Genomic DNA, 23,113 nt, shown 5'->3' with positions numbered 1-23,113 from the left:
CTCCACGCCCCGGTCGGGTGCGCGCTCACCCCACCAGGTGCAGCCGCCGGGTACCGTGCTCGATGAAGACCAGCACATCCAGCCGTTTGAGCAGCAGTGTCTCGACTACCAGGAAGTCACACACGATGATCGCATGGGCCTGAGCGGTCAGGAACTGCCGCCAGCTCGGCCCAGCCCGGCGGGGCGCCGGATCGATACCGGCCGCGCCCAGGATCTCCCACACCGTGGAGGGGCGATCGGGAACCCCAGCCGGGCCAACTCGCCCTGGATTCTCCTGTGCTCCCAGGTCGGGTGCTCCCGCGCCATCCGAACAATCAGTGCCTTGACCGGCCGGCGGGTGCAGTGCCGCCCCGGGCTCCGCCTCCCGGTGAAGGTCCACTTCCGCGCCACGAGGTTGCGATGCCAGCGCAAGATTGTCGCCGGGGTGACCGGGAACACCTCCGCCCACCGGCGGCGCTGGACCAGCCGCGACAACGCCGCAAGCCAGAGCCCTGGCGGCGTGACCCCGCTGCGGCCGGACACCGAGCTGACGTCGAAGCACCTGGCTCTCGTGACGCAGCACCAGTAGCTCAGCTTCCTTGGACAAATCAGAGCGGACCAGCACCGCCACAAGGCTGCACAAGCACCGAACCACCCTGTAGATCAGCGACAACGACACCCCGCGATGGTGACAGCCGCCGCACTGATCGCGCAGCAGAACCCCAGCTCAGAGCCCGAAACCGTGTTTTCGAGCGGGACACGGTGCATGCGACTACCGTGGCTCCCCGCCGCGGATGAGCTGGTGCGGGGCGGGCGCCGTCGGCCCGGCTCGGTCAGATGTGCTCCAGGACGACCACGGGGATCTGCCTGCGGCTTTTGGCCTCGTAGGTCCGGTAGACCGGCGCGAGCTCGGTCATCATGCGCCAGAGCCGCTCCCGCTCCGGCCCTTCGGCGGTACGCGCTCGGGCGGTGAACCGCTCGCCGAGGATCTGCACTCCGACCTCCGGGTTGGCCACCACGTTGAGGTACCACGCGGGGTGCGTGTGGGTGATGGCCGAGCCGGACGCCACCAGCACGTAGCGGCCGTCGTCCTCACCGAAGAACAGCCCCGTGCGCAGCCACCGGCCCGACTTCCTGCCCTTGACGGTGAGGACGAGGTTGGTCACCCCTCCTTCCAGATAGCCGTCACGGCCGTCCGTGGCCAGGTAGCGGAGGACGTGCTCGGCGACCGAGGGGTCAGGGCTGTCGGCGGCGTCGTCCCACATCAGCGGTCTCCGGCGATGCCTTGGGCGGACCCGGCATCGGCCGCGAGCTCACGCTCGGCCGTGCCGCAGGCGTATCCGGCGTTCGAGACGAGCACGCCAGCCGTGCCATTTGCAGCGGCATGGGCGGTATGACCTGTAAGTGCGCCGGCGCCTATTGCGTGGTCACGTGCAGTTGTACCTGTTGCGTTGAGGTCGAAGCGCGGAGTCGCGTGCCGTTGGGTGGTGCAGGGTCGAGGAGTCATTTGAGTGCCTTTCTGTGCACAGGTTCGAAATCTTCACTGATCTCCGTGAGCTGTTTGAGCTGGTGGAACGCTGGCTAACCGGTGGAGAACCCGGTGCCTGCAGGGTGATGGGAAGGTCTGCGTGCGCCCCTCTGTGAGGAGAACGAACTGGTCCCGGTGTGGCGCCGTTCGAAAGGCGCCAGGGCCGGGCCCGAGACACATGGATTCCTGCCGATCCCACTCAGACCGGCTGTTCATCTCGGCTTGCACCGTCGACCTTGAGGGGGATCGCCTCGGTGGTCTCCGCAGGCTGCGCCGTGGCCGCGTTGGCGGGAGGTACGTGGCAGAGCATGGTGAGGGCGAGGATCGTAAGTGCGGTGACCAGAATCGCTCCGATGAGGGCTACGACGTTGAGGCCGGATGCGAAGGCCTCGCGGGCGGGTGTGATGATCTGGTCGGCCATCGATCCGGGCAGGTCACGGGTGGCGTCCAGGGCCCGGGCGAGGGTGTCTCGGCTGGCGGCAGCCACCCAGGCCGGGGTATCGGCGGGGAGTTCGCCGGCGACGCCGTTGCGATAGACGGTGGTGCCGAGGCTGCCCAGGGATCAGTCCGACGGCGGTGACGTTGCCAGGGCGGATCCGGCGGGCCGCGATCGGGGCGAGCATCGACGAGGCGATCAGGAGCCCCGCGGCGGGCAGCAGCCACAGGCCCGCCTTCAGCGGCGTGAGTCCGGCGACCATCTGCAGGTACTGGGTGACGAAGAGGTAAATGCCGCCCATGGCAACGGCGGCGAAGAGCATCACGCCGAGGGCGACGCTGAAGGCCCGGCTGCGGAACAGGCTCAGGTCCAGCATCGGGTTCTCGAGCCGTAGTTGACGGCGGGTGAAGACGATGCCGAAGGCCAGGCCGACCACCAGGGCGATCAGGGGCGCGCTCTGCACACCGTGCTTGGCGATCTCCTTGACGCCGTAGATGGCGGCCAGAGACAGGACGACGCTGATCAGATCGATCCGGCCTGCGTTCTCGTCCTTGTACTCCGGCAGCAGCAGCGCTCCGGTGATCAGCAGCAGAGCCATCACGGGGACGGCGAGGAGGAAGACCGAACCCCACCAGAACGCCTCCAGCATGGCTCCGCCGACGACCGGGCCGAGCGCGATGCCCACGGAGAAGCTGGCAGCCCAGATCCCGATGGCGGTGCCTCGCTGCTTGGGGTCCTGGAACATGTTGCTGATCAGGGCAAGCGTGGAGGGCATGAGGGTCGCGCCCGCGATGCCGAGCAGAGCCCGGGCGGCGATCAGCATCTCGGGGCTGCCGGCATAGGCGGCGAGCAGCGAGGCGGCGCCGAAGGCCAGCCCACCGCTGAGCAGCAGCTTGCGCCGGCCGATACGGTCGCCCAGGGTACCCGCGGTGACCAGAAACCCGGCGATCATGAAGGCGTAGATATCGATGATCCACAGCATCTGGGTGCTGCTGGGTGCAAGCGCCGCTCCCAGGTGCGGCACCGCCAGATGCAGGAGGGTCACGTCCAGCGACAGCAGGACGCTGGGCAGGGCCAGCATCGCGAGCCCGGTCCACTCCCGCCGGCCGGCTCGTGTACGGCCCACGGCACTACTCGAAGTCATGGGTCTGACCTTTCGGTTCTTCAGATCACAGGCCGCCGCCCCGCACATGGGCCGGGCGGCGGCCGGAAGCGGGGGCTAGCCTCAGTGCGCGCTGCTGAGGCCCTGGGCGAACCCGCCATCGACCGGGAACTCGGCGTTGGTGGTGAAGGTCGCGTCGGCGGCCAGGAAGAGCGCGGCTGCGGCAACCTCCTCGACGGTGCCATTGCGCTTCAGCGGAGTGGTCTCGCTGCCCTGCCGCTCGAACTCGCGGCGTTCTTCCTCGGTCAGCCCGGCGACGCCCATGGTCGGGGTCTTGATGTAGCCGGGGGCGACGGAGTTGACGCGAATCTTGCGAGGCAGGAACTCAGCCGCCAGGACGTGGGAGATCGCGCGCACCGCTTCCTTGGAGCCGGAGTAGGCGCTCAGGCCGGGGAAGATCAGGTCGTTGGCGACGGTGGTGAAGACGATCGCCCCGCCGTCGTTGATCAGCGGTGACAGGCTCTGCACGGTGAAGAAGGCGCCCTTGGCGTTAACGGCGAAATGCCGGTCCCAGGAGTCCTCGGTGACCTCCTCGAGCGTCTGAACCTCGGCGATGCCGTGGTTGACGAAGAGATAGTCGATCCGGCCGAGCCTGTCCTGCACGGTGGCGCCGAGGGCGCGGATGTCGGCCATGCTCGCCGCGTCGGAGCGTACGACGTGCGCGGCGTCGGGCTTCAGCTCCGTGCGCGCCTGCTCGATCGTCGTCTCGTTGCGGCCCGTGAGGACGACCTCGGCCCCGCCGTCCAGGAGCGCCTTGACGATGGCCAGGCCCATTCCGTGGGTACCGCCCGTGACGACGGCCTTCTTGCCTGCGAACTTGCTCATCATTGACTCCCTGGTCATACGGTGTGCGAGGTGCGTGTGGCGCGCCGGTTCCGACCGCCACGCACAGAGAGTGCGGGCCTGGACTCGCGGTTTTCTGTCGGTCTTCTTGCGGTGCGCTGACACGCCGGGCGATGACCACGTGGCCGTACGGTGAGTCCATGCGTTTCGGGGTGTTGGGTCCGCTTGCCGTCTGGTCAGCGGACGGTGAACTCGTGGTGGTGCCGGAGTCGAAGGTGCGCGCGCTGCTCGCGGCGTTGCTGACGGCCCGGGGGCAGGTGGTCTCCGCCGACCGGCTCGTGGACGAACTGTGGGGCGACGCGGCGCCGGCGAATCCCACGGGTGCCCTGCAGACCCTGGTGTCGCGGCTGCGGCGGGTGCTTGCCGGGTCCGGGGAGCAGGGCCTGGTGGTGCACCGGGCCCTCGGCTACGTCCTCGACGTGGCGGACGAGGCCGTGGACGCAGGCCGGTTCACCGCGCTCACCACACAGGCCCGTATCGCCGCCGACCCCCGCGAGCGTGCCGACCTGCTCACCGAGGCGCTGGCGTTGTGGCGCGGCCCCGCCTTCGCCGACTTCATCGACGAGGATTTCGCGCGCGCCGCCATCACGCGCTTGGAGGAGCAGCGCCTGCTGGCCCTCGAGGAACAGGCCGAGGCCCGCCTCGAGCTGGGCGAGCACGGTCTTCTTGCCGGGGAGCTCGGCGACCTGACCGGCCGCCACCCGCTCCGGGAGCGGCTGCGCGCGGCCCATATGCGGTCCCTGTACGGCGCGGGCCGGGCGAGCGAAGCCCTGGACAGCTATCAGGATCTACGCCGCCGTCTGGAGGAGGAACTGGGCCTCGAGCCGGGCCCTGAACTGGCCGCCCTGCAACGGAAGATCCTTCAGCAGGCCCCAGCCCTGCAGACCGTCACGGCGCCCACGTCCACCCCGCGCCGTCACACCAACCTGCCCACCCCGGCCACCGGCCTGATCGGACGGTCGGACTCTTTGAAGGAGGTCCGCGCCCTGATCGCGGCGGGCCGCCTGGTGACGTTGACGGGGCCCGGCGGGGTCGGCAAGACGCGCCTGGCGGTGGAGGTGGCCTCCGGCCTGACCGGTACCTACGCGGACGGTGTCTGGCTGGTGGAGCTGGCCGCGCAGGCCTTCTCGACGGAGTCCGCTGCGGCCACCACGGGCGATGAACTGGCCGAGGTGGTGGCTGCGACGCTGGGAGTCCGGGACGACGCCGGTCCTGGCCCGCTGTCGGGCAGGCGGCCGCGCACACTGCTCGACCGCCTGTCCGACGCGCTTCGCAGCCAGCGCCTGCTGTTGGTCCTGGACAACTGCGAGCATGTCATCGAGGCCGCCGCGGGCCTGGCCCGGGCCCTGCTGCGGGCCGCCCCGGGAGTACGGATTCTCGCCACCAGCCAGGAACCGCTGAGCATCTCGGGCGAGCAGGTGTGGCTGGTGCCCCCACTTGATATGCCTGCGGACTCGGCCGACCAGGCGGTGCTGCGCACGTCGAGCGCGGTGCGGTTGTTCCTCGAGCGTGCTGTCGCGGCCTCGCCCGGCTTCGCCTTGTCCGACGACAACGCCCATGCGGTCGCCTCTGTCTGCCGCCGGCTCGACGGGATTCCGCTGGCCCTGGAGCTGGCATCGACACGGGTACGGGTCCTTGGCGTGCGTGAGCTGGCCAGGCGTCTGGACGACCGGTTCCGGCTGCTCACCGGCGGCCATCGGGGTGCCCCGGCGCGGCAGCAGACCTTGCGCGCGATGATCGACTGGAGCTGGGAACTGCTCACCGCGGCCGAGCAGGCGATGCTGCGCCGGCTCGCCGTCCACTCCGATGGCTGCACCCTGGAGGCCGCCGAGGCCGTCTGCGCCGGTGCCGGTGTGAAGCCCGCCGAGGTCCTGGACTTGCTGACCCGTCTGGTCGACCGTTCCCTCGTGCTGGTCGCCCACGAGGCCGACGGCACCCGGTACCGGCTGCTCGAGTCGGTCTCGGCGTACCTCCTGGAGCGGCTGCGGGAAACCGAGTACGACCGGGTACGGCGCGCCCACGCGCACTACTACGTGGAGTTCGCCGAGCGGGCCGACTCTTTTCTGCGCGGTGCCGATCAGCAGCACTGGCTGCGGCGCCTGGACGCCGAGTCCGCCAACATCCGCAGCACACTCGACAGCGCCGCCGCCGACGGCGACGGTCGGCTGATGCGCCGGCTCGTCCACGCGATGGCCTGGTACTGGTTCCTGCGCGGCCGCCTCACCGAGGCCAAGCGCTACCTCACCCTGGCCCTCGCCCTGCCGCACAATCCTCCCGGATGCGGTGAGGGCGCGGCGGACTCGGCGGCGGGTTCCACGGCCGGCCGGGTGCCGGACCGGTCGGGGACCGTCGCCTGGCAAACCGGGATGAGCCTGCTGTCCGGCGCCCCGGACGGACCGGCGCGCCACAGCCGCGCCGTCCTCGACGTGTACGAGGGCATCCGCGACCCGCACGAGCGGACCAGGGCGGGCTGGCTGCTCGGCTTCGCGGTCACCCGGTTCGGGGACTTCGCGGTAGGCGAGGAACTGCTCAACCGGGTACTGACCGAGTCCCGCGCGCTCGGCGACCGCTGGGCACTCGCCGCGGGGGCTCAGCACCCGGGGCATGCAGACGTACGTGTGCGGCGATCTGAAGGCTTCCCGGCGCGACGGCGAGGAGAGTCTCGATCTCTTCCACCAGGCCGGTGACCGGTGGGGGCAGCTGCAGGCGACGGCCGTGCTCGGGCGGCTCGCGGAGATCGAGGGCGACTATCCGCAGGCCGCTCACCTGCACCGGGAAGGGCTGCGGATAGCCGAGGAGCTGGGGTTGTGGACCGATGCCTCGATGCGCTGGTCCGAGCTCGGCAGGATCACCCTGTTGACCGGCAACTACGCCAGGGCCGAGGAGCTCCACGAGAGGGGCCGACGCCTTGCCGTCGAGCAGGGAGACAAGCCTGCCGAGGAGTTCGCCGAGATCGGGCTCGCCCTGGGGGCGCGCCGGCAGGGTCGGCTCGACCGAGCGGAGTCGTATCTGCGCCGCTGGCTGGAGTGGAACCGGCAGTTCGACGCGGAGTACGGGGCGGCGCTGATCCTGGCCGAGCTCGGCTTCGTCGCGGAGCTGCGCAGGGATGCGAAGACGGCACTGGCGCTGCACCTAGAAGGGCTGGCCGCGGCCCGGGACACCGGGGATCCGCGGGCGATCGCCCTGGCCTTGGAAGGGCTCGCCGGGGCGCGGGCCCTCGCCGGACACCCCGCGCGGGCCGCGCGCCTGCTCGGCGCGGCGTCCGCGGCCCGCGCCTCGGCAGGCGCCCCGCTGCCGGCGGCCGAGAGCGGAGACGTGAACCGGATCACCGCGGCGCTGCAGGCGGCGCTGGGAGAAGCAGGCTTCGAAGCCGAATTCGAACAGGGCACGGCCCTGGACCCGGACACCGACGCAGAGTTGCTCAACGCGTGACGGGGACGCCGGGACACATACCCGGAATCCTGGTGCACGGACGGCTGGACGTGAGCACGGCGCTGGAAACCACATGGCGGTTGTCGCATGCGTGGCCCGGCTGCGAGCTGATCACCCTAGGCGGCGCCGGCCACGGCCCAAGCTCATCGTCGTGCTTGCCCAGGTCGGCTCGTGAGCACGACGATCAGCGCGTTAGCCGCAGCTCGTGCAACGGCTCGGGCCGCTCTTCCAGCCCAGATAGCCGACCACCAACCGCAGATGATCGCTGCGTGTCTGCTCCCGCTGACCGTACTCGGCGAGAACGGCCGGATCCACCCCCAGCCGCTCGGGCAACCGAGCCACGGCCACCGGCGGAGCCGAGCCCACCTCATCCGGCACGAACCCCAGCCAGGGCAACGTGGCGAGCTGCACAGCAAGGCCGAGGCGGTCGGTCGGGCCCCGGCCACGGCCCGGGTCGATGAAGGCGACGTCGGCGGGGGTCAGGGTGAAGTATCGGATCAGATCGTCGCGGCCGATGTCGGGGTATGACCGCAAACCGCTCCAGCTGGTCTTCGGAGAACATCCGGGTCGACATCGACCACCCCCCACACCGCCACCGGCCAGGACCGTACGAACCGTAGCGGAGGTGATCAACAGACGGAACAGGGCCGCATCAGCGCAGGTCGGGCAAATCCGTTGGAAATTTCCTAGGACTACAGCGAGGCCTTCCCCTCGCCTGTGGCCCCCGGACGGATCGGGTGCTCTTGGGCTTTTCCTCTGAGCTCCGCACCCCGCAGTTACCCGCGACGCACGTCAGAGTGGGGACAGATCTTGGACTCTGGTCCGAGCTATGACCACGGCTTCATGCCGGACCTCCTGTCATAGCTGCTCATCGAGTGCGGCCTCATGTCGCACCACGTCAGGCAAGTAGGTGGCGCTGACGTCAGGTGTGGGGGGCCATCTTGATGGCTGAGATCAGCCTGCCGCCGGCGTACTACCCCGCCGTCCTTCCCAGCCGCCGAAGGTCGGCAGCAGCTCCTCCAGCTCCGTCATGGCGTGGGTGATGTTGATGCAGATGAAGCCCCCGCGTGGAGACTGCTTGGACACAGTTGGGACGGACCCGCACCGGAGATTGTGGTGCTCGCCGACGTGGACGCCGACGCGTTCCCGCCCGGTCACTCGGGCCTGATGGCCAGCACGGCGTCGGAGACCGCTGGGAGGGTGGCGATGGGGTCGTCGCCGAGGGGGTAGACGCCGACGTGGTCCGCGCCGGCATCGAGGTGCGCGGTCAGGCCGCGCGCGAGGTCGGCCGGGTCGCCGTAGGCAAGCAGTGCGACGATGACGCGGCCGCTCCCGGTGCCGGAGAGGTCCTCGTCGGTGAAGTCCAGCCGCCGGAGGTTGCTCGCGTAGTTGGTGACCTGCAACGCCTTCCCGGGCGGTGCGTGTGCGGTGCCAAAACTCGTCCATGACATCTGGCCTGGCCTTCTATCCTCGGCACTCGTGTTTCTACGCCTGCTGTATCTGATGATGGTCCGGTTGTTCAGCTGGTTGACGCTACTCGCGCGGGGCGGCACATCCAAGGACGTGGAGATCTTGGTGCTGCGTCATGAGGTCGCCGTCCTGCGTCGTCAGGTCTCCCGTCCACGACCAGACTGGGCCGACCGCGCTCTGCTTGCCGCACTGGCACGACTGCTGCCCACTCGGCTTCGCCTCCACCGGATCGTGACGCCGAGCACCTTGCCGGCCTGGCACCGCCGACTGCTCAGCCGACGCTGGACCTACCCGAACGCGACCGGGCGTCCGCCGATCCCGGATGAACTGCGTGAGCTGGTGATCCGGCCGGCCAGAGAGAACCCACGATGGGGGCACCGGCGGATCCAGGGCGAACTGCTCGGCCTCGGCCATCAGATCGGAGAAGGCACCATCCGCCGCATCCTCACCGCGGCCGCCCTCGACCCAGCACCACGCCAGACCTCACCGACCTGGCGACAGTTCCTCACCTCGCAAGCCTCCGGCATCTTGGCCTGCGACTTCCTGCACATCGACACCGTATTCCTCAAACGCCTGTACCTCTTCTTCGCCATGGAGATCGAGACACGCCGCGTGCACCTGCTGGGCCACACCTCCAACCCGACCGGCGCATGGACCACCCAGCAAGCCCGGAACCTGCTGATAGACCTGGGCGAGCGCGCCGGCACCTTCAGGTGTTCACCGCCGCTGGTGTAAGGGTCATCAAGATGCCCGTCCGATCGCCACGGGCCAACGCGTTCGCTGAACGGTTCGTGGGAACGCTACGCCGCGAGTGCCTCAACCACCTGCTCATCCATGGCCAGCGGCACCTGCGTAAGGCCTAACCGAGTACGAACGCCATTTCAACCATCATCGCCCGCATCAGGGCCGTTCCCTCCGTCCTCCATTGCACGACCCCAGCCAGGTGATCGACATGTCCTCCCGGATTCACCGCCGAAGGACCGTCACAGGACTGATCAACGAGTACCGCAGAGCAGCCTGATCGCTCTACGAACGCCCAGCTCAGGAGCAGTATCCACGTTTTGGCACCGCACAGGGTGATGATCGATCCGGCAAACAGGAGAAGGACGCAGTTCGCAGGCAGTGAGCGTGCAGACTGAGGAGGATCCAGCGCCCTCAGCTCAAGAACTGTTGCTTACCCTGCTCGGTTGCCTGGCGCGGGCAGCCCAGCCGCGCCGCCCCTGGCTGCGGGTGACCGTCTCGCCCTGGTGGGCTCGGGTCCTCCTCGCCGCCGGCACGCCTGGCGCCCGTCTGCACGCTGACCGCCAGCTTTTCCTTCGTGCCTACGATCGGCCCCGGGCCAGGACCTGCGCGGCGCGAACCTGTGACGTGCCACGGTTTATGTCGCTGTTTCGGCCACGCTCTTGTCGTGATTCAGACCAGTCGAGCGGGACACCGCGGCCGAGGCCAGCAACTGCCCGGGTTCCGCCACCGCGTGGATGAGTATCTCGGGGACACGGGCTGACTGGGCCTGGCAAGCTCTGTGGTCGCGCACCAGCGGGCGTGGCGGTTGGCCCAATCAGATTGCCAGGAATCGGCTCTTCTGTAGGGTCAATGCGCTGAGATTGAATGCCGCTGTGCAGATAGACATGTGGTTCGACCCGAAATGCCCTTGGGCGTGGAACGCCTCTCGCTGGCTGCTCGAAGTGGAGCAGGTTCGCGACGTTCAGGCCCGGTTCCATGTGATGAGCTTGGCCATTCTGAACGAGCGTCGCGATGATCTGGAGGACTGGTATCGGGAGTGGCTGGGTGACACCCGCGCTCCTGTGCGGGTTGCGATCGCAGCTGAGCAAACCTTTGGAAACGGCGTGCTCAGTGATCTCTACACGGCACTCGGCAACTTGATCCATCACGTCAAGATGCCTATCGGCCGGGAGCTCTTCACGAAGGCGCTGGTCGCGGTGGGACTGCCCGAACGGCTGGCGGATGCCGCCGACTCCACAGAGTACGACGAGGCGCTCCTCGCCAGTCACCGCGCGGGCCTGGACCCTGTCGGGGAGAACCTCGGCACACCGGTGATCCACGTCCCCACCCCAGACGGGTCGGTGAACGCGTTCTTCGGGCCGGTGGTAACCCCGGCGCCTCGCGGCGAGGCGGCGGGACGGCTGTGGGACGGAATCCTCCTTACTACGGCGACCGACGGGTTCTTCGAGCTCAAGCGCGGTCGTACCCGTTCCCCACAAGTGGGCTGATGAGCCTCCGAGCGCACGCTCGGGCTCGCCGAGTTTGAGCAACTCCATCGGCGACGGCATGTTCTTCGCGACGTCGGCCCTGTACTGCACCGTGATCGTCGGTGTGTCGGTGGCGCGGGTCGATTGTTGTGCGCCAGGTTCCACGGGCCTGGGGAGTGTCCCCGTCTGATCCTCGCGGCGAGGGCCGGTAGGCAGGTAAGGCGCTGGCAGGCGAGGACGAACGCCTGGGCGCCCAAGGCCAGGTGCGCTCAATCCGCAGCTTCCGATGCCGGGCGTCGGAAGCAGAAGCCACGGTCAACACCCCCGACCGCATCCTAAAGCGGGATATGACGGGTGTCGGGCCGTAGTGCATGTGCAGGCTCAGCATCGATCCCCGGCTAGTCTGCTGCACGCCGACGTCGTCGCACAGCTGCTGGATCACCCACAGGCCGTACCCGCTGCTGACGGTGGCATCGATGTGGGCGCGGGCGAGGTGGCCGGCGGTGAGCCGGCCATCGGTGTCGAGGATCTCGACGGTCAGGCCGTGCCGGTGGCTGCGCGCGGTGACCCCGGCCGCCGTGGTCGAAGACGTTCGTGATCGCCTCGTTGACCGCCATCACCAGGTCCTCCAGCCGCTCACCAGTCAGGCCGGTGTTCCTGGCGAAGATGCGGATCAGGTCGCGGATCCATCCGAGATCGGCGCTGACCGGGCACCGCAGTTCGAACTGCGCATTCATCATGGGTGTGGGCCGCGGGCCGGGGGCCGGGAGGTGTAGCGCTGAGATAACCGCGGACTCACCACCGCCGTCACCGCGGTCGGGGTGCCAGGGCGCTCGCCGGGTTGGCCGGGTCCGGGCCGGCGAAGTGTTGCTGGGCGCGCCATTCGACCAGGAGCACGGTGGCGTCGTCTTGGAGGCGGCCGTGCTGGTGGTCCAGGATGGTCTGGATGAGCCGGCGCAGGGTTTCCGGCGCGCTTAGGCCGTCGGCTTCGCGGCGGATGATGAAGTCGGTGAAGCGGTCCAGGCCGAATAGTTGGCCGTCGGGGCTTTGGGCTTCGATGATGCCGTCGCTGTAGAGCAGCAGCCGGTCGCCGGGTTCGAGCTGGTAGCCGGCCGGGGGCTGGTGTGCGCCGAGGTTGAAGCCCATGGGCGGGTCGGGCGGGGCGTCCAGGACGGCCACCACCCGGCCGCGGCGGATGATCAGCGGCGGGTGATGGCCGCGGTTGGCCCAGGTGAGTCGGCCAGTCCGCATGTCGAGCGTGGCCAAGATGGCGGTGGCGTAGCGCATCTGGCCGAACTGCTCGGCGATCACCGCGTCGATGGCCTCGCCCGCCTCCACAAGATCGGCGTCGCGGCGCCGGTGGTTGCGGTAGGCGGCCAGGGCCAGGGTGGCGGTCAGCCCGGCCGCGGTGTCATGGCCCATCGCGTCGAAGATGGCCAGGTGCAGGGTGTCGCCCGCGACGGCGTAGTCGAAGGCGTCCCCGCCGACCACGTAGGCGGGCTCCAGGGCCGCGCTGATGACCACCCGTTCGTTGGCGAAGGCCCGCTGGGGCAGCAGCGACCACAGCACCTCGGCCGACAGCTCCATCGGCCGAGTGCGCACCAGTCGGGCGTAGGTGTCGCTGGCCTGGCGCTTGCTGACCAGGATCACGGCCAGCAGGGCGGCCAGCTGCCGTACCCGTAGCTGGGTGGCCTCGTTCAGGCCGGGGACGGTGATGGCCAGCACGCCGATGCGCTCGGTGCCGTCCAGCAGCGGCACCCAGACCCGCTGCGGCCCTCGCTGCGGCCCGGCGGCGGCCGGCGTCCCGCCGGAGGCCGGGTCCTGAGGGGCCGCGGCGGGCACGAGTTCCACGCTGCGAAAGGCGCGCCCGGCGACGGTGGTGTCGATGCCCAGGGGCAGCAGTTCCTGACCGGAGCCGTCGTGCTGGCCGGGCAGCGGCACCAGGAGCTGCTCTTGCAGGTCGGCCACATAAATCCAGGGATGAAAGAAGCCGGCCCGTGCGCCGCATTCGGCCACCTTCCGGGGCATGTCTTCGAAGGGGACCGTGTGACCGGCCAGAGCCAGCCCGCCCAGCATCTGCTCGGCCTGATCCGTCACCCTGCCCCCGCCTTTCTCTCGACAGATCGGCCGCAGCCGCTGGTCTGTGCCCTACCCGTTTCGCGGCGATCGATCTACACCGCCGCCACTGCTTTGGCCGCGCCTCCGGTGTGAAGGAGGAGGTGGCCCGCTCGTCCTGGCCTGCGAGCGCCTGGCTGGCCGCCGGACGGTGAACGCATCTGCCGGGCTGACGCTGCCGATGTTTCATAAGCGGTCATTACCTGTAGCACCTGAGCTGCTGTCCACGACATCCATGACGAACGACTCTTCCCCAGTGATCCGAGTGTCAATTCACGGTTCCAGGAGGGCTGCGTGATGTTGTCCAGAGCCGATGTTCGGCGCTTGTTTCGAGGCTGGATGGTCCGGTCGTTCAACCACCGCCACACGATGCGCCGACCGGAAACCGTGTGGTCGACGACCTCTTGACGTACGGGAGCCTGCCGTACTCGCCTCAGCCGCGTAACCCCCGAAGGATTTACGAGCGAGACCACTTAGTCGTGGTGGTCCCAGCGGTTGCTGGCGCCGGGGGCACTTGGCCGCAGGCGCTCCCGCCCCCCGCAGGACCGATCGACAGTGACGTTCTCGAACGAGCTCTCCGTGGATGCGTAAAGCCCGACGCCGCCGCTGCGCACAACGGTGTCGCGACCCTTCAGGACCTGAACGCCGTTCAACGTCACGGTGATGCGGTCGCCCTGAATCGCCGCACCCAGTCGCACGGGACCTGTCAACGGGTTGCTGATGGATGCCGTGGCCACTGTGACGGGACCCGACGCGTGAGCCTCGCGGATGATGCTCGCGTACTGGGTTCCGTTGCTCGTCTTGCCGACGTGGATCCGATACCCGTACGCGTCCGTGGTGTCTCGCAGCGAGATTCCTGCGTTACCGACGGATCCGTCGATCGTGACCGTGCTCTCCACGACATAGTCGCACGCCTCGGAGAAGCGCGTCGGCAGTGTCGAGTCGGCCAGTACGTGCGCCCGGCCACCGGCAGGCGGCGTGAGGTGCAACTTGCCCGAGACGACGGACACAGACCCTGTTATTCCTCGCCAACTGGCCTGATCGAGCCCTTCCCTGATCACGATGTTGTCGAAGGTCGCGGCCCGCCGATGCGTAAAGGCGGCGGCACCACCCGTCGGCAGCTGTCCGTCGTCCGCGGAGATCGACGTGTCGCCGACCTTGGCGCTCAGATGCCTCCCGATCGCGGATACGACCAGCTTGTGCGGGGAGTTGGCGCCGATCGGCAGTGCGGTCTCCGCGAGAACCGTGGTCGTCGAGTCGTATATCTTCACGAGCTGCAGCGTCGCTCCCGACGTGGAGTTGAGCACTTCGGCCCGGTAGTAGTTGCGGGAATCGTGGTAGCGGAACGCGAGACCGGTACGGGCGGTCGTCTGGCCGCGTACCCCGGGAACGATGTCCGCGGCCATGACCACGTCATCGGGTACATCCTGCAGCGCCGCGAACGACACCATGTCCGCAGTCGAGGTCTGTGCCAGCTGCGTGTCCGGCTGTGCGCCGGTGAGCGCCCAGGTGCCCTGCACCGGCGTCCAGCCGCCAAAGGATCCGTTGAAGTCATAGACGGTGCGGTCCAGGCTGGCATCGTCGAACTCGTCGTTGAGCACGGGTGCCGGGGCAAAGTGTTCCTCGAGTGACACGGTGGTGAGGTTGCCCGTGCGGGTGAACGCGATCGGGGTGTCGTTCACCGTCACCGCGTTCGCGTTCGGCGCGTTGATGGAGAGCGTGCCGGTGAACGGGTCCCCAAGCGAGATCCGGGCGGTCGTGCCGCGCAGTTCCACACTGATATCGGACACCGGTGCGGATGCGCTGATAACGGTGTTGCCTTGGTCGATCAGCGACGACCCTCTGGTCAGCGCGTACCTGGTAAGCCCGCCGCCCGAAGCACGCTCGAGGTAGGCGGTCTCGGCGTTGGTGGTGGCGGCCCCGAACGCCCTCGACGAGGGAGTCGCCTCGCGCGAAAGGTAGAAGAGTCCGGTCGCGTCTGGCAGGGCGATCTCCATCGCCGTCGCCACGGAGTGACTCACCCCGGGCATGGCGATGCGCTTCGCCGTCACCGAGGGCGCCGGGCCGGCCTCGCCGGGAACCACGACCGTGTCCAGTCCCGTCGGCCCGGTGGAGGACCAGTCGTACGACAGGTAGTCGACGTTGGTGAGTACCTGCTCGCCGACGCGTACGGCGCCATTCTTGTGGACCCTGGGGGTTACCGCGGCGCCGGCCGTCGCCACCGGGATGAGCCGCACGCCGGCAACGGGCGCGGCTCCCGGCACGGTGTCGAACCCGACCGTGGCGACCTTCGTCGTGGGATTGACGGTCACCGGATCCCCGGGGAAGTGCCAGAGCTGCCGGTAGTCGTGCGCGGCGGTGTCGCCGGTGAGGTCGTCGGAGACCACCCAGAAGCCGGGCTTGACGAAGTAGACCGCGCGATCGTGCGCGACCGGCCGGTAGCCCATCGCCGCACCGCGGTAGATGTCGAGGCCCGCGTTCGAGCGCCACAGCGACGTTGTGCGGGGGACGCCGGCGGTCTGCGGGACTCCGTCGACCTCGATGGTGTTGTGCGCCTCGGTTTCACGGCGCATCCAGTCGTTCGTCTGAGTCGCGCTGTAGTCCCCCACCCCGGAGTCGACGATCAGCGGACGCCCGTACGCCGCCATCACCAGGCTGAGGTCGTCCGGATGCCGATGCGAGGCAGTGTAACTGGAATTCTGGTTGTTGATCAGCATGTACCGGGCATCGGCGTCCCACCCGGAACGCTGAACCGCGAAGCTGATCGGAAACACCGTGGACGACAGCGTCGGGGCGGTTCCCTCCGTTCGGCCGGAGGCGACCCAGGTGAAATCGGGCCAGGAGTTGCGTACACCGCTCCTGCGAATGGCCGACGTGCCCGCGTAGTTGTTCGGCGTGTCGCCGATCGCCGCGGGTTCAAGATTCGGCTGACGGGTCGCGAACAGCGAATCCGCGATCCAGTCCGCCCCCTGGACGAGCGAATCAGGAACGGTTCTCCCGTTGGCATCCGCGACCGCTATGACGGAGTTGAGCATATCCGCCACGTATGCCTGATAGTTGAACGCCGGCTCGCGGTACACACCGTCGCCCTTCAAGTACGCGCGCAGGAACCGCTCGGCCGAGCGCACCGCGAACCACTCCCAGCCAGACGATGACGAGAACTCGGGCAGGAACACGGCTGCCGCGTGGACGGAGCGGGCCATCGACATGTACCAGTTGTTTCCGACATGTATCTGCATCACGCCGACGAGGAAGTCCGCCGTGGCGTGCACGCCGGACAGGTACGCCACGAGATCACTCGGGTCGATGCCAGGATCGGTCCGGAACACGGAGAACGCGCTGACCAGCTGGGCGAGCCGCTTGGCCGCCGACAGGTTGCGGCCCTGCGGCCAGCTCTGATTGTCGGCGAAGAAGTCCAGCGAGATGTCCATCCACGCCGCCGCGTACGCCGCACGCTTCGCCGGGTCACTCTCGGACACGTAAGCGAATGTCAGTTTGGGCATGAACGTGAAGTCGCTCATCAAAGTCTGCGCGCTGCCCGGGGTGGTCTGCGTCCCACCCCAAAGGTCCTGCCAGTCGATGTCGATCCGCTGCTCGGCGCTGTTGTAGAAGTTGCGGGTCTCGCCGCCGAACCGGAAGATCCCCGCCGCGAGCTCGTCGGGGCCCGAGTCGCCACCGCCCAGGCCCTCGGCTGGAGCCGGGTAATGGACGTCGGCGCGGCCCGCGTAATACGCCTTGAGCTCGCTCGCGGCGCCCGCTTCATCACCGGCGGCCAGCTCAGCCGCCACCGCGCCGAGCCCCGGGCGCGTCAGGTCGAGCAGCCTACCGAGATCCGACATATCGGCGACGGCGGCACTGCCCGGCGACAGAACCGCCGCCACCAGAGCCAGCACGACCGCCGCACGGGCCCGACCACGCGTGTACCAACGTAACTTGCTCCGTCTCACCACTGTCTTCTCCCTAAGCCCGTGAGAGTGTCAGCTGAGTCCAGCGCGTCAACCACCCGCCTGCTCCTCGTACTCGGCCTTGATCTTGTTGCCCACCCGGTCCATGAACTTCTTGATGGCCGGCTGCCACGCCGAGACGGGCTTGTTCCCCAGCTGGATCTCCAGCAGCACCGCGTCCAGTTCCTGCTGCTCGCTGGCAGCCTTGCTGGCGGCGGTCTCCGAGTACAGCCCGAGGGTCGGGTCCGCGACGGCGAGCGGGACGCCGGCGACCTGGTGGTCGTGCTGGTCCTGTACGGCCTGTCGGTTGCCCGGCTCGTAGATGACGGGCGATGCTTCGGCGAGGTACCGCACCGGCAGGAATACCTGGCTGCGCCCGCCCTCGGTGAGGGTCGGGTCGGAGCCGTTGCGGGTGAACGTCTGGCCCTCGACGCCGTACCGGAGGGCCAGGTACTCGCTGCTGCCGAAGGGTGAGCACAACCAGTCGAGGACCTTGAGGATCTGCTTGATCCGGTCAGCGTTGTCGGTCTTGGTTATAGCGGTGAAGCTGGACAGGGTCGGACCGGGCGTGCGTACCCGCGTCCCTGTGCCGTCGCGGGTGGGCGAGAGCATGCCGGTCAGGCGGAAGCCGGGCACGTCTTTCGCCTGGCCGTAAAACTTGCCCCACCCGGCGTACCCGCCGATGGTGAACGCGGTCGTGCCGGCCAGCATCCACGCGTTGCGCTTCGTGTTGGGCGCGCCCGCGTGGTCGGGATGTATCACCCCCGACTTCACCAGCTCGACGGTGTCCTCGAGGGCCTGCGTGAACTGCGGTGTCGTCCCGGAGTGGGTGAAGACCCCACCTTCGGCCTGCCAGGCGCCGGTGCCGCCGGGCCAGTTGCCGGTGATCCCGTTCATCTCAAGGATCGTGTTGAACGGGATCTGTCCGAACGCCCACCGACCGGCCCGCTCGTCGGTCAGCGCGGCCGCCATCTCCTTGAACTCGGCCCACGAATCGGGCTGGAGGCTGAGTCCTGCCTTGGCCAGCAGGTCGGCCCGGGTGTACAGCACGGTGCCGATCCGTGCCCGCGGCACGGGGATGCCCCAGATCCGCTGGTCGTAGACGGTGCTGCGCCAGGCATCGGTGGGCAGAGCGGCGAGGTTCGGGTAGGCGAGGACCGCGTCCCCGGACAGGTACTCGGTGAGGTCGGTGAATGTCGCCTTCAGCATGGCGGGCATCTGCTGGACAACGCCCTGGATAGCCACCATGTCGGGCAGATCGCCACCGGCGATGGTCGTGGCGACCTTGCTCTTGTAGTCGGTCGAGGGGACGTACGTGATCTTCAGTTCGGTGCCGAGTTGCCTGTTGAGGTTCTGCCAGTAGGGATTCGAGCCGAGCGCGGGGGCGATCGGGTCGTAGGTGTACGTCAGTGCCGTGACGGCTTCGCCCTTCACCGGTTGTGATGCGGCGCTGGAGGAGGTCGGGTAGGTGAAGTATCCCGGCGACACCCCGGCCGGCTCGGCGGCCAGGTCGGGCGTGGCCGCGGTGACGGGCTTGTGGGTGGGCAGCTTGACCGACCCGGTCGAGCTGTTCGGCGAACTCGGGCTGCCGTCACCGCAGGCCCCGAGCAGCGGGGCCAGCCCCGCTGCCGCGCCGAGTGCCAGGACGTCGCGGCGGCTGAAGGTGGGTGCCATGACGTCTCCTTTCCGCATTGCGTGGACGACCGGTCAGCCCTTGACGGCGCCGACCATGAGTCCCTTGGCGAAGTGCTTTTGGATGAAGGGGTAGATGAACAGGATGGGCAGGACGGAGATGACGAGAATCGCCATCTGGACGGAGATTTGTGGTGGCAGGTTCTCCAGGTTCGAGCTGAGCTGGTCGGACCCGATCGGGGTGTTGTTGACGACGTAGGTGCGCAGCACCAGTTGCAGCGGCCACTTCTCCGACGACTGGAGGTACAACATCGCGGAGAAGAAGGCGTTCCAGTACGCCACCGCGTAGAACAGCCCGATCACGGAGACGACCGCCTTCGACAGTGGCAGGACGATCCGCAGCAGGATGCGCATCTCCCCGGCACCGTCTATATAGGCGCTTTCCCGCAGCTCGCCGGGGATTTCCTGGAAGAAGGCGCGCATGACGATGACGTTGAACGCGTTCACCAGCACCGGCAGGATCAATGCCAGGTAGCTGTCCAGCAGGCCGAGCTGTTTGACCGTCAGGTACATCGGGATGATGCCCGGGTTGAACAGCAGGGTGAACACCGTCATCAGCAGGATCGGCTTTTGCAGCAACGAACCTGGCCGCGACAGCGCGTACGCCAGAGCGATCGTGGCGACGAGGCTGAGTGCCGTGCCGACCACGGTGATGCCGGCGCTCACCAACAGCGCACGGGTGACGATTCCTCCGGACAGGACGGCCCGGTAGGAGTCCAGCGTCGGTTCGTTCGTCCACAGCACGAAGCCGCCCGCCCTGTTGACCTCCTCCGGGGAGGCGATGCTGGTCATGAGCACCGCCCAGAACGGCACCAAGACCGCCAGGCAGCCAAGGCCGAGCACGAGTCCCCGCGCACCGACCCCCAGATTGCTGGGCTCGCCCATCCAGACCGGACGCCGGCTGCGGCCCGAGCGTGGCCGCCGCGGCGCCGTGCCCGCGGCGGGGCGCGCCACGGACACCGCAGTCGGCACAGATCGGCTCGTCACTTGGCGTACACCCCCTGCTCGCCCAGGGCGTGGGCCAAGCGGTTGGCGCCGAGCACGAGCGCGACACCGACAATGCCTTTGATCAGCCCCACTGCGGCCGCGGTGCCCCAGTCGCCGCCGACGATCCCGTGGTTGTAGACGTAGGTGTCGAGTACTTCGCCGGCGCCGGCACCGACCTGTGCCTGCTGCAGGATGATCTGCTCGAACCCGACGGACAGCGAGTCACCGAGCCGCAGAATCAGCAGCAGGACGATCACCGGGCGGATGGCGGGCAGGGTCACGTGCCACAGGCGGCGAACTGCCGAGGCGCCGTCCACCACCGCGGCCTCCATCTGCGCCGGATCCACTCTGGACAGTGCGGCGAGGAAGATGATCGTCGACCAGCCGGTGTCCTTCCAGATCACCTGTGATGTGATCATGAGTTTGAACAACTCGGGTACGCCGACGATGTGGAACGTGGACAGGTCGGCCGAGCGCAGCCAGGCGTTGAGCATCCCGCCGTTGCCGAACATCTGCTGGAACAGGGCGACCACGATGACCCAGGACAGGAAGTGCGGCATGTAGAGGATCGACTGGGCGAGGCGTTTGAGCCGTTCGCTGATGGTCGCGTTCAGGATCAACGCGAGGCAGATCGGCAGCGGGAACACGAAGACCACCTGGATCAGCGTGATGATCAGCGTGTTGACGAGTGCGTTGAGGAACACCGGGTCGCCGGTGAGCACCGGCTCGAAGTTGTCCAGCCCGACGTACGGGCTGTGCCAGATTCCGAGGAACGGCTGGAAGTCCTGGAACGCGATGATGTTCCCGCCGAGCGGCAGATAGTGGAACAGCAGCAGCGCCGTGACCCCGGGAAGCGCCAGCAGCAGCAGGACCCGGTCGCGCCGCCAGCGGTCGCGCAGGCTACGCATCGCCGGTCTCCACCGGTGCAGGCAGGCCGATGGGCCGGCCCGTGACGCAGGCTCGCACCGCCGCCCGCAGCCGGTCGTCGGCATTGGCCGCGGCCCTCCTGCTCCGGGCGACCGCGGGCGCCGGGTCGGTGGCGATGTCGGTGACCGCCGCGACGACCGTCGCCGCGGCACGATGGTCGAGCTCGATCACCAGGTCTGGAGCGCCGAGGTCGGCGAACATCTGAGATTTCGTGGTCTCGGTCGGCTGCCGAAGGTAGACGGTCGGGGTCGCATGTCGTGCGGCCAGGATCGGCGAATGACACTCCATGCTGACCACCAGCGACGAGACGGCGTAGACCCCGGTCGCCTCCTCCAGCGGCCAGTACCGGTCCAGGAGCCGGACCTGATCGAGCGTCTGTGGACTGAGCAGGCTGGGAAGCTGCTCGTGAGCGAGCTCGACGGCATAGCTCATCTCGGGCACCACGACGGCCGGCAGGCCGCTGACGCGTACCCAGGTCTCGATCGCCGCCGCCAGCACCGCCAGGTCGTGCGTCACGGTGGCCCGGTTGACCGCGTCGCGCCGCATCTGCTCGCGGGTCGGTTCCGTGCCGTAGATCTTCGCATAGGGGGCGTAGCGCAGCCGCGGAACGAAGCAGGCGAACCGACCGGGCTGCAGGCCGAAATTCTTCAGCAGGCGAGCGGCGGCGACGGCGTCAGTGTGGTCGAACGCGAACGTGCCATCCGGCCCGAAGGCGAGGTCGGGCCCGGTTATCTTCTGGCTGCGCAGGGTGGCCAGGGTCAGCGTTTCGCGGCAGTACACGAAGTCGGCGCTGTCGAAACGGTCTTTGACGTCGTCCTCGAGATAGGACGGTGGGAGCAGATCGACCATCTGTGCCAGCTCCGGCAGCGTCGCCATGGTCGGTGGGCACAGCGGATCCACGGTGATCCCGAAGTACCCGTACGGGCGGCCCACGTGCTCGCGCCACCAATCGATCTCGGTGCTCTGGAAGGCGTCGGCGCCCGATCCGTGCATCAGGACGTCCGCGCCGTCGATGGCGGCGGCCAACTCCGGGGTGCTCGGCCCGTCCCCGCCGAGAGTGCCATCGACGACGCGCAGGTCGGGAAACGCGTGCCGCAGCATGGATCGTTCGCGCTCCCCCAGCCGCACCGGCCAGAGGATGACCTCGACCTCGGGGGCGAACCGCTGAAACGCCCGCACCACGCCAGGGGAGTGAGCCACGTCGCCGATGTTCACCGTCGCCCAGGAGGACCGCAGGAGGACGGTGCGACGTGTCGATGTCATATGTACTCCTTGTTGACGTAACGTTAAATCAAAATAGGGATGGTGAGACGTTACGTCAAGAACCTAGTAGGCTTCCACCATGGCAACGCAACGTGACGTCGCACGGGCGGCTGGGGTATCACTCGCCGTGGTGTCGGCGGTGGTCAACGGCACGAGCCACACCCGGATGAGGGAATCCACCCGCACCCGGGTGCTCCGGGCGATGCAGGAATTGGGTTACCAGCCGAACCAAACGGCGCGCTCGCTGCGGCTCAACCAAACCGACATGATCGCGATGATCCTCAACAAGATCGACAACCCGGTCTACGGACCGCTGCGGTATGGGGTCTACGAGGCGGCGGCGGAGCACGGCGCAACGGTCCTGCTGGGCGATGCCGAGACGATGCGCTCCGGCAGCCAGTTCCTGACCCGGCTGCTCAGCCAGGGCACGGTCGATGGCATTCTGATCCGCGGCGAAGGGCTGCTGGACGACGACGTGATGGCCGAACTCAGCTCCCACCCCAAGCCGATCCTCATCCTGGAACATGCACTGGACCATCCCTGGATCGACATAGACGATCGCCGCGCAGGCGAGATCGCTACCCGATTCCTGGTCAACCTCCACCACCGCCACATCGTCTTCGTCGGGGGTTCTGGATACATCTCCCAGCAGCGCTACCTGGGCTACCAGCAGGCGATGGCCGCCGCCGGGCTGACACCGGCCCCACACCTGGCCACCGGGTTCGGTGAGCAGGCCGGCGCCGACGGGCTCCGGCAGGCCATGCAGGCGCCAACCGCGCCGACCGCCATCGTCGTCAACAACATCATGAGCGCGGTCGGGGTCCTGGCCGCCGCACGCGACCTCGGCATCACCATCCCCGACCAGCTGTCGGTGGTCGGCATCCACGACGTCGACCTGATGCAACACCTGCGCCCGGCCGTCACCGCAGTCCGGATGCCCATGTACCAACTCGGCCGGGCCGGCGTCGAGGCGCTTTACGACCTGATCGCGGGGCGGCCAAGCGCAGGCGGTGTCATCACCGACCCCGAACCCGAACTGGTGATCCGTGACTCAGCGACTGCTCTGACCCGGATCCGCGATTAGCGTTCGCATGATCGCCCGCGGCTCATATCGATTGTCGTCAG

Annotated in this window: 20 protein-coding genes; 6 read left to right on the top strand and 14 right to left on the bottom strand. The window is 68.2% G+C overall.

Annotated features, from left to right (window positions below):
* Window positions 1–25: 25 nt before the first annotated feature.
* Window positions 26–223 (bottom strand): hypothetical protein, encoded by a 198-nt coding sequence (locus tag AB0J87_RS36940; RefSeq protein ID WP_363973060.1) that lies wholly within the window; start codon window positions 221–223, stop codon window positions 26–28.
* A 99-nt stretch (window positions 224–322) separates the two neighbouring features.
* Between AB0J87_RS36940 and AB0J87_RS36935 the strand changes: the two genes are divergently transcribed.
* The gene (locus AB0J87_RS36935; RefSeq protein ID WP_363973057.1) at window positions 323–568 is read left to right on the top strand and encodes a hypothetical protein; all 246 of its coding nucleotides are present in this window, start codon (window positions 323–325) and stop codon (window positions 566–568) included.
* 244 nt (window positions 569–812) lie between these two features.
* Here AB0J87_RS36935 and AB0J87_RS36930 read toward each other — a convergent pair whose 3' ends face one another.
* The 4 genes from AB0J87_RS36930 to AB0J87_RS36915 form a co-directional block, all read right to left on the bottom strand.
* The gene (locus AB0J87_RS36930; RefSeq protein ID WP_363973054.1) at window positions 813–1,244 is read right to left on the bottom strand and encodes a nitroreductase family deazaflavin-dependent oxidoreductase; all 432 of its coding nucleotides are present in this window, start codon (window positions 1,242–1,244) and stop codon (window positions 813–815) included.
* Between the two features lie 462 nt (window positions 1,245–1,706).
* Window positions 1,707–1,928 carry a hypothetical protein gene (locus AB0J87_RS36925; protein ID WP_363973051.1) on the bottom strand — a complete coding sequence of 74 codons (222 nt, stop codon included), beginning with the start codon at window positions 1,926–1,928 and terminating at the stop codon, window positions 1,707–1,709.
* A gap of 13 nt (window positions 1,929–1,941) precedes the next feature.
* On the bottom strand, window positions 1,942–3,024 hold the full coding sequence (locus tag AB0J87_RS36920; RefSeq protein ID WP_363973048.1) for an MFS transporter: 1,083 nt from the start codon (window positions 3,022–3,024) through the stop codon (window positions 1,942–1,944).
* Between the two features lie 144 nt (window positions 3,025–3,168).
* Complete coding sequence (locus AB0J87_RS36915) at window positions 3,169–3,930, bottom strand: SDR family oxidoreductase (RefSeq protein ID WP_363973045.1); 762 nt, start codon at window positions 3,928–3,930, stop codon at window positions 3,169–3,171.
* A 158-nt stretch (window positions 3,931–4,088) separates the two neighbouring features.
* Between AB0J87_RS36915 and AB0J87_RS36910 the strand changes: the two genes are divergently transcribed.
* Together AB0J87_RS36910 and AB0J87_RS36905 are read left to right on the top strand one after the other, a co-directional pair.
* Entirely contained in the window at window positions 4,089–6,635 is a 2,547-nt protein-coding gene (locus AB0J87_RS36910) for a BTAD domain-containing putative transcriptional regulator (protein ID WP_363973042.1), read from the top strand.
* Window positions 6,553–7,380: a hypothetical protein gene (locus tag AB0J87_RS36905; protein ID WP_363973039.1), complete on the top strand. Its 828-nt coding sequence runs from the start codon at window positions 6,553–6,555 to the stop codon at window positions 7,378–7,380. Before AB0J87_RS36910 ends, AB0J87_RS36905 begins: the two co-directional genes overlap by 83 nt.
* Before the next feature lie 192 nt (window positions 7,381–7,572).
* Here the strand turns inward: AB0J87_RS36905 and AB0J87_RS36900 are convergent, their stop codons facing one another.
* Window positions 7,573–7,914: a DUF4158 domain-containing protein gene (locus AB0J87_RS36900; RefSeq protein ID WP_363973036.1), complete on the bottom strand. Its 342-nt coding sequence runs from the start codon at window positions 7,912–7,914 to the stop codon at window positions 7,573–7,575.
* Window positions 7,915–8,534: 620 nt separating this feature from the next.
* Window positions 8,535–8,783 carry a hypothetical protein gene (locus AB0J87_RS36895; protein WP_363973033.1) on the bottom strand — a complete coding sequence of 83 codons (249 nt, stop codon included), beginning with the start codon at window positions 8,781–8,783 and terminating at the stop codon, window positions 8,535–8,537.
* Window positions 8,784–8,859: 76 nt separating this feature from the next.
* On the opposite strand from AB0J87_RS36895, the gene AB0J87_RS36890 reads away from it, so the two are divergent.
* Together AB0J87_RS36890 and AB0J87_RS36885 are read left to right on the top strand one after the other, a co-directional pair.
* Window positions 8,860–9,585 (top strand): hypothetical protein, encoded by a 726-nt coding sequence (locus tag AB0J87_RS36890; protein ID WP_363973030.1) that lies wholly within the window; start codon window positions 8,860–8,862, stop codon window positions 9,583–9,585.
* A gap of 893 nt (window positions 9,586–10,478) precedes the next feature.
* On the top strand, window positions 10,479–11,081 hold the full coding sequence (locus AB0J87_RS36885) for a DsbA family protein (RefSeq protein ID WP_363974050.1): 603 nt from the start codon (window positions 10,479–10,481) through the stop codon (window positions 11,079–11,081).
* Between the two features lie 377 nt (window positions 11,082–11,458).
* Here the strand turns inward: AB0J87_RS36885 and AB0J87_RS36880 are convergent, their stop codons facing one another.
* From AB0J87_RS36880 to AB0J87_RS36850, 7 genes are all read right to left on the bottom strand, one after another.
* The gene (locus AB0J87_RS36880) at window positions 11,459–11,797 is read right to left on the bottom strand and encodes an ATP-binding protein (RefSeq protein WP_363974047.1); all 339 of its coding nucleotides are present in this window, start codon (window positions 11,795–11,797) and stop codon (window positions 11,459–11,461) included.
* A 70-nt stretch (window positions 11,798–11,867) separates the two neighbouring features.
* On the bottom strand, window positions 11,868–13,157 hold the full coding sequence (locus AB0J87_RS36875) for a PP2C family protein-serine/threonine phosphatase (protein ID WP_363973027.1): 1,290 nt from the start codon (window positions 13,155–13,157) through the stop codon (window positions 11,868–11,870).
* Between the two features lie 491 nt (window positions 13,158–13,648).
* Complete coding sequence (locus AB0J87_RS36870; RefSeq protein ID WP_363973024.1) at window positions 13,649–17,068, bottom strand: alginate lyase family protein; 3,420 nt, start codon at window positions 17,066–17,068, stop codon at window positions 13,649–13,651.
* A gap of 102 nt (window positions 17,069–17,170) precedes the next feature.
* Window positions 17,171–18,793, bottom strand: coding sequence for an extracellular solute-binding protein (locus AB0J87_RS36865; protein WP_363973021.1), 1,623 nt, complete (start codon window positions 18,791–18,793; stop codon window positions 17,171–17,173).
* 33 nt (window positions 18,794–18,826) lie between these two features.
* Window positions 18,827–19,783 (bottom strand): carbohydrate ABC transporter permease, encoded by a 957-nt coding sequence (locus tag AB0J87_RS36860; protein WP_363973018.1) that lies wholly within the window; start codon window positions 19,781–19,783, stop codon window positions 18,827–18,829.
* 11 nt (window positions 19,784–19,794) lie between these two features.
* Window positions 19,795–20,706: an ABC transporter permease subunit gene (locus AB0J87_RS36855; RefSeq protein WP_350740490.1), complete on the bottom strand. Its 912-nt coding sequence runs from the start codon at window positions 20,704–20,706 to the stop codon at window positions 19,795–19,797.
* Window positions 20,699–21,988 (bottom strand): polysaccharide pyruvyl transferase family protein, encoded by a 1,290-nt coding sequence (locus tag AB0J87_RS36850; RefSeq protein ID WP_363973015.1) that lies wholly within the window; start codon window positions 21,986–21,988, stop codon window positions 20,699–20,701. The genes AB0J87_RS36855 and AB0J87_RS36850 overlap by 8 nt, the downstream gene beginning before the upstream one ends.
* Before the next feature lie 79 nt (window positions 21,989–22,067).
* On the opposite strand from AB0J87_RS36850, the gene AB0J87_RS36845 reads away from it, so the two are divergent.
* Window positions 22,068–23,072 carry a LacI family DNA-binding transcriptional regulator gene (locus AB0J87_RS36845; protein WP_363973012.1) on the top strand — a complete coding sequence of 335 codons (1,005 nt, stop codon included), beginning with the start codon at window positions 22,068–22,070 and terminating at the stop codon, window positions 23,070–23,072.
* Window positions 23,073–23,113: the final 41 nt, after the last annotated feature.

This window comes from Nonomuraea sp. NPDC049625, from assembly GCF_040675285.1.
GTDB classification, from domain to species: domain Bacteria; phylum Actinomycetota; class Actinomycetes; order Streptosporangiales; family Streptosporangiaceae; genus Nonomuraea; species Nonomuraea angiospora_A.
The sequence above is the reverse complement of the archived record's forward strand: the minus strand, read 5'-3'. Positions and strand labels throughout refer to the sequence as shown.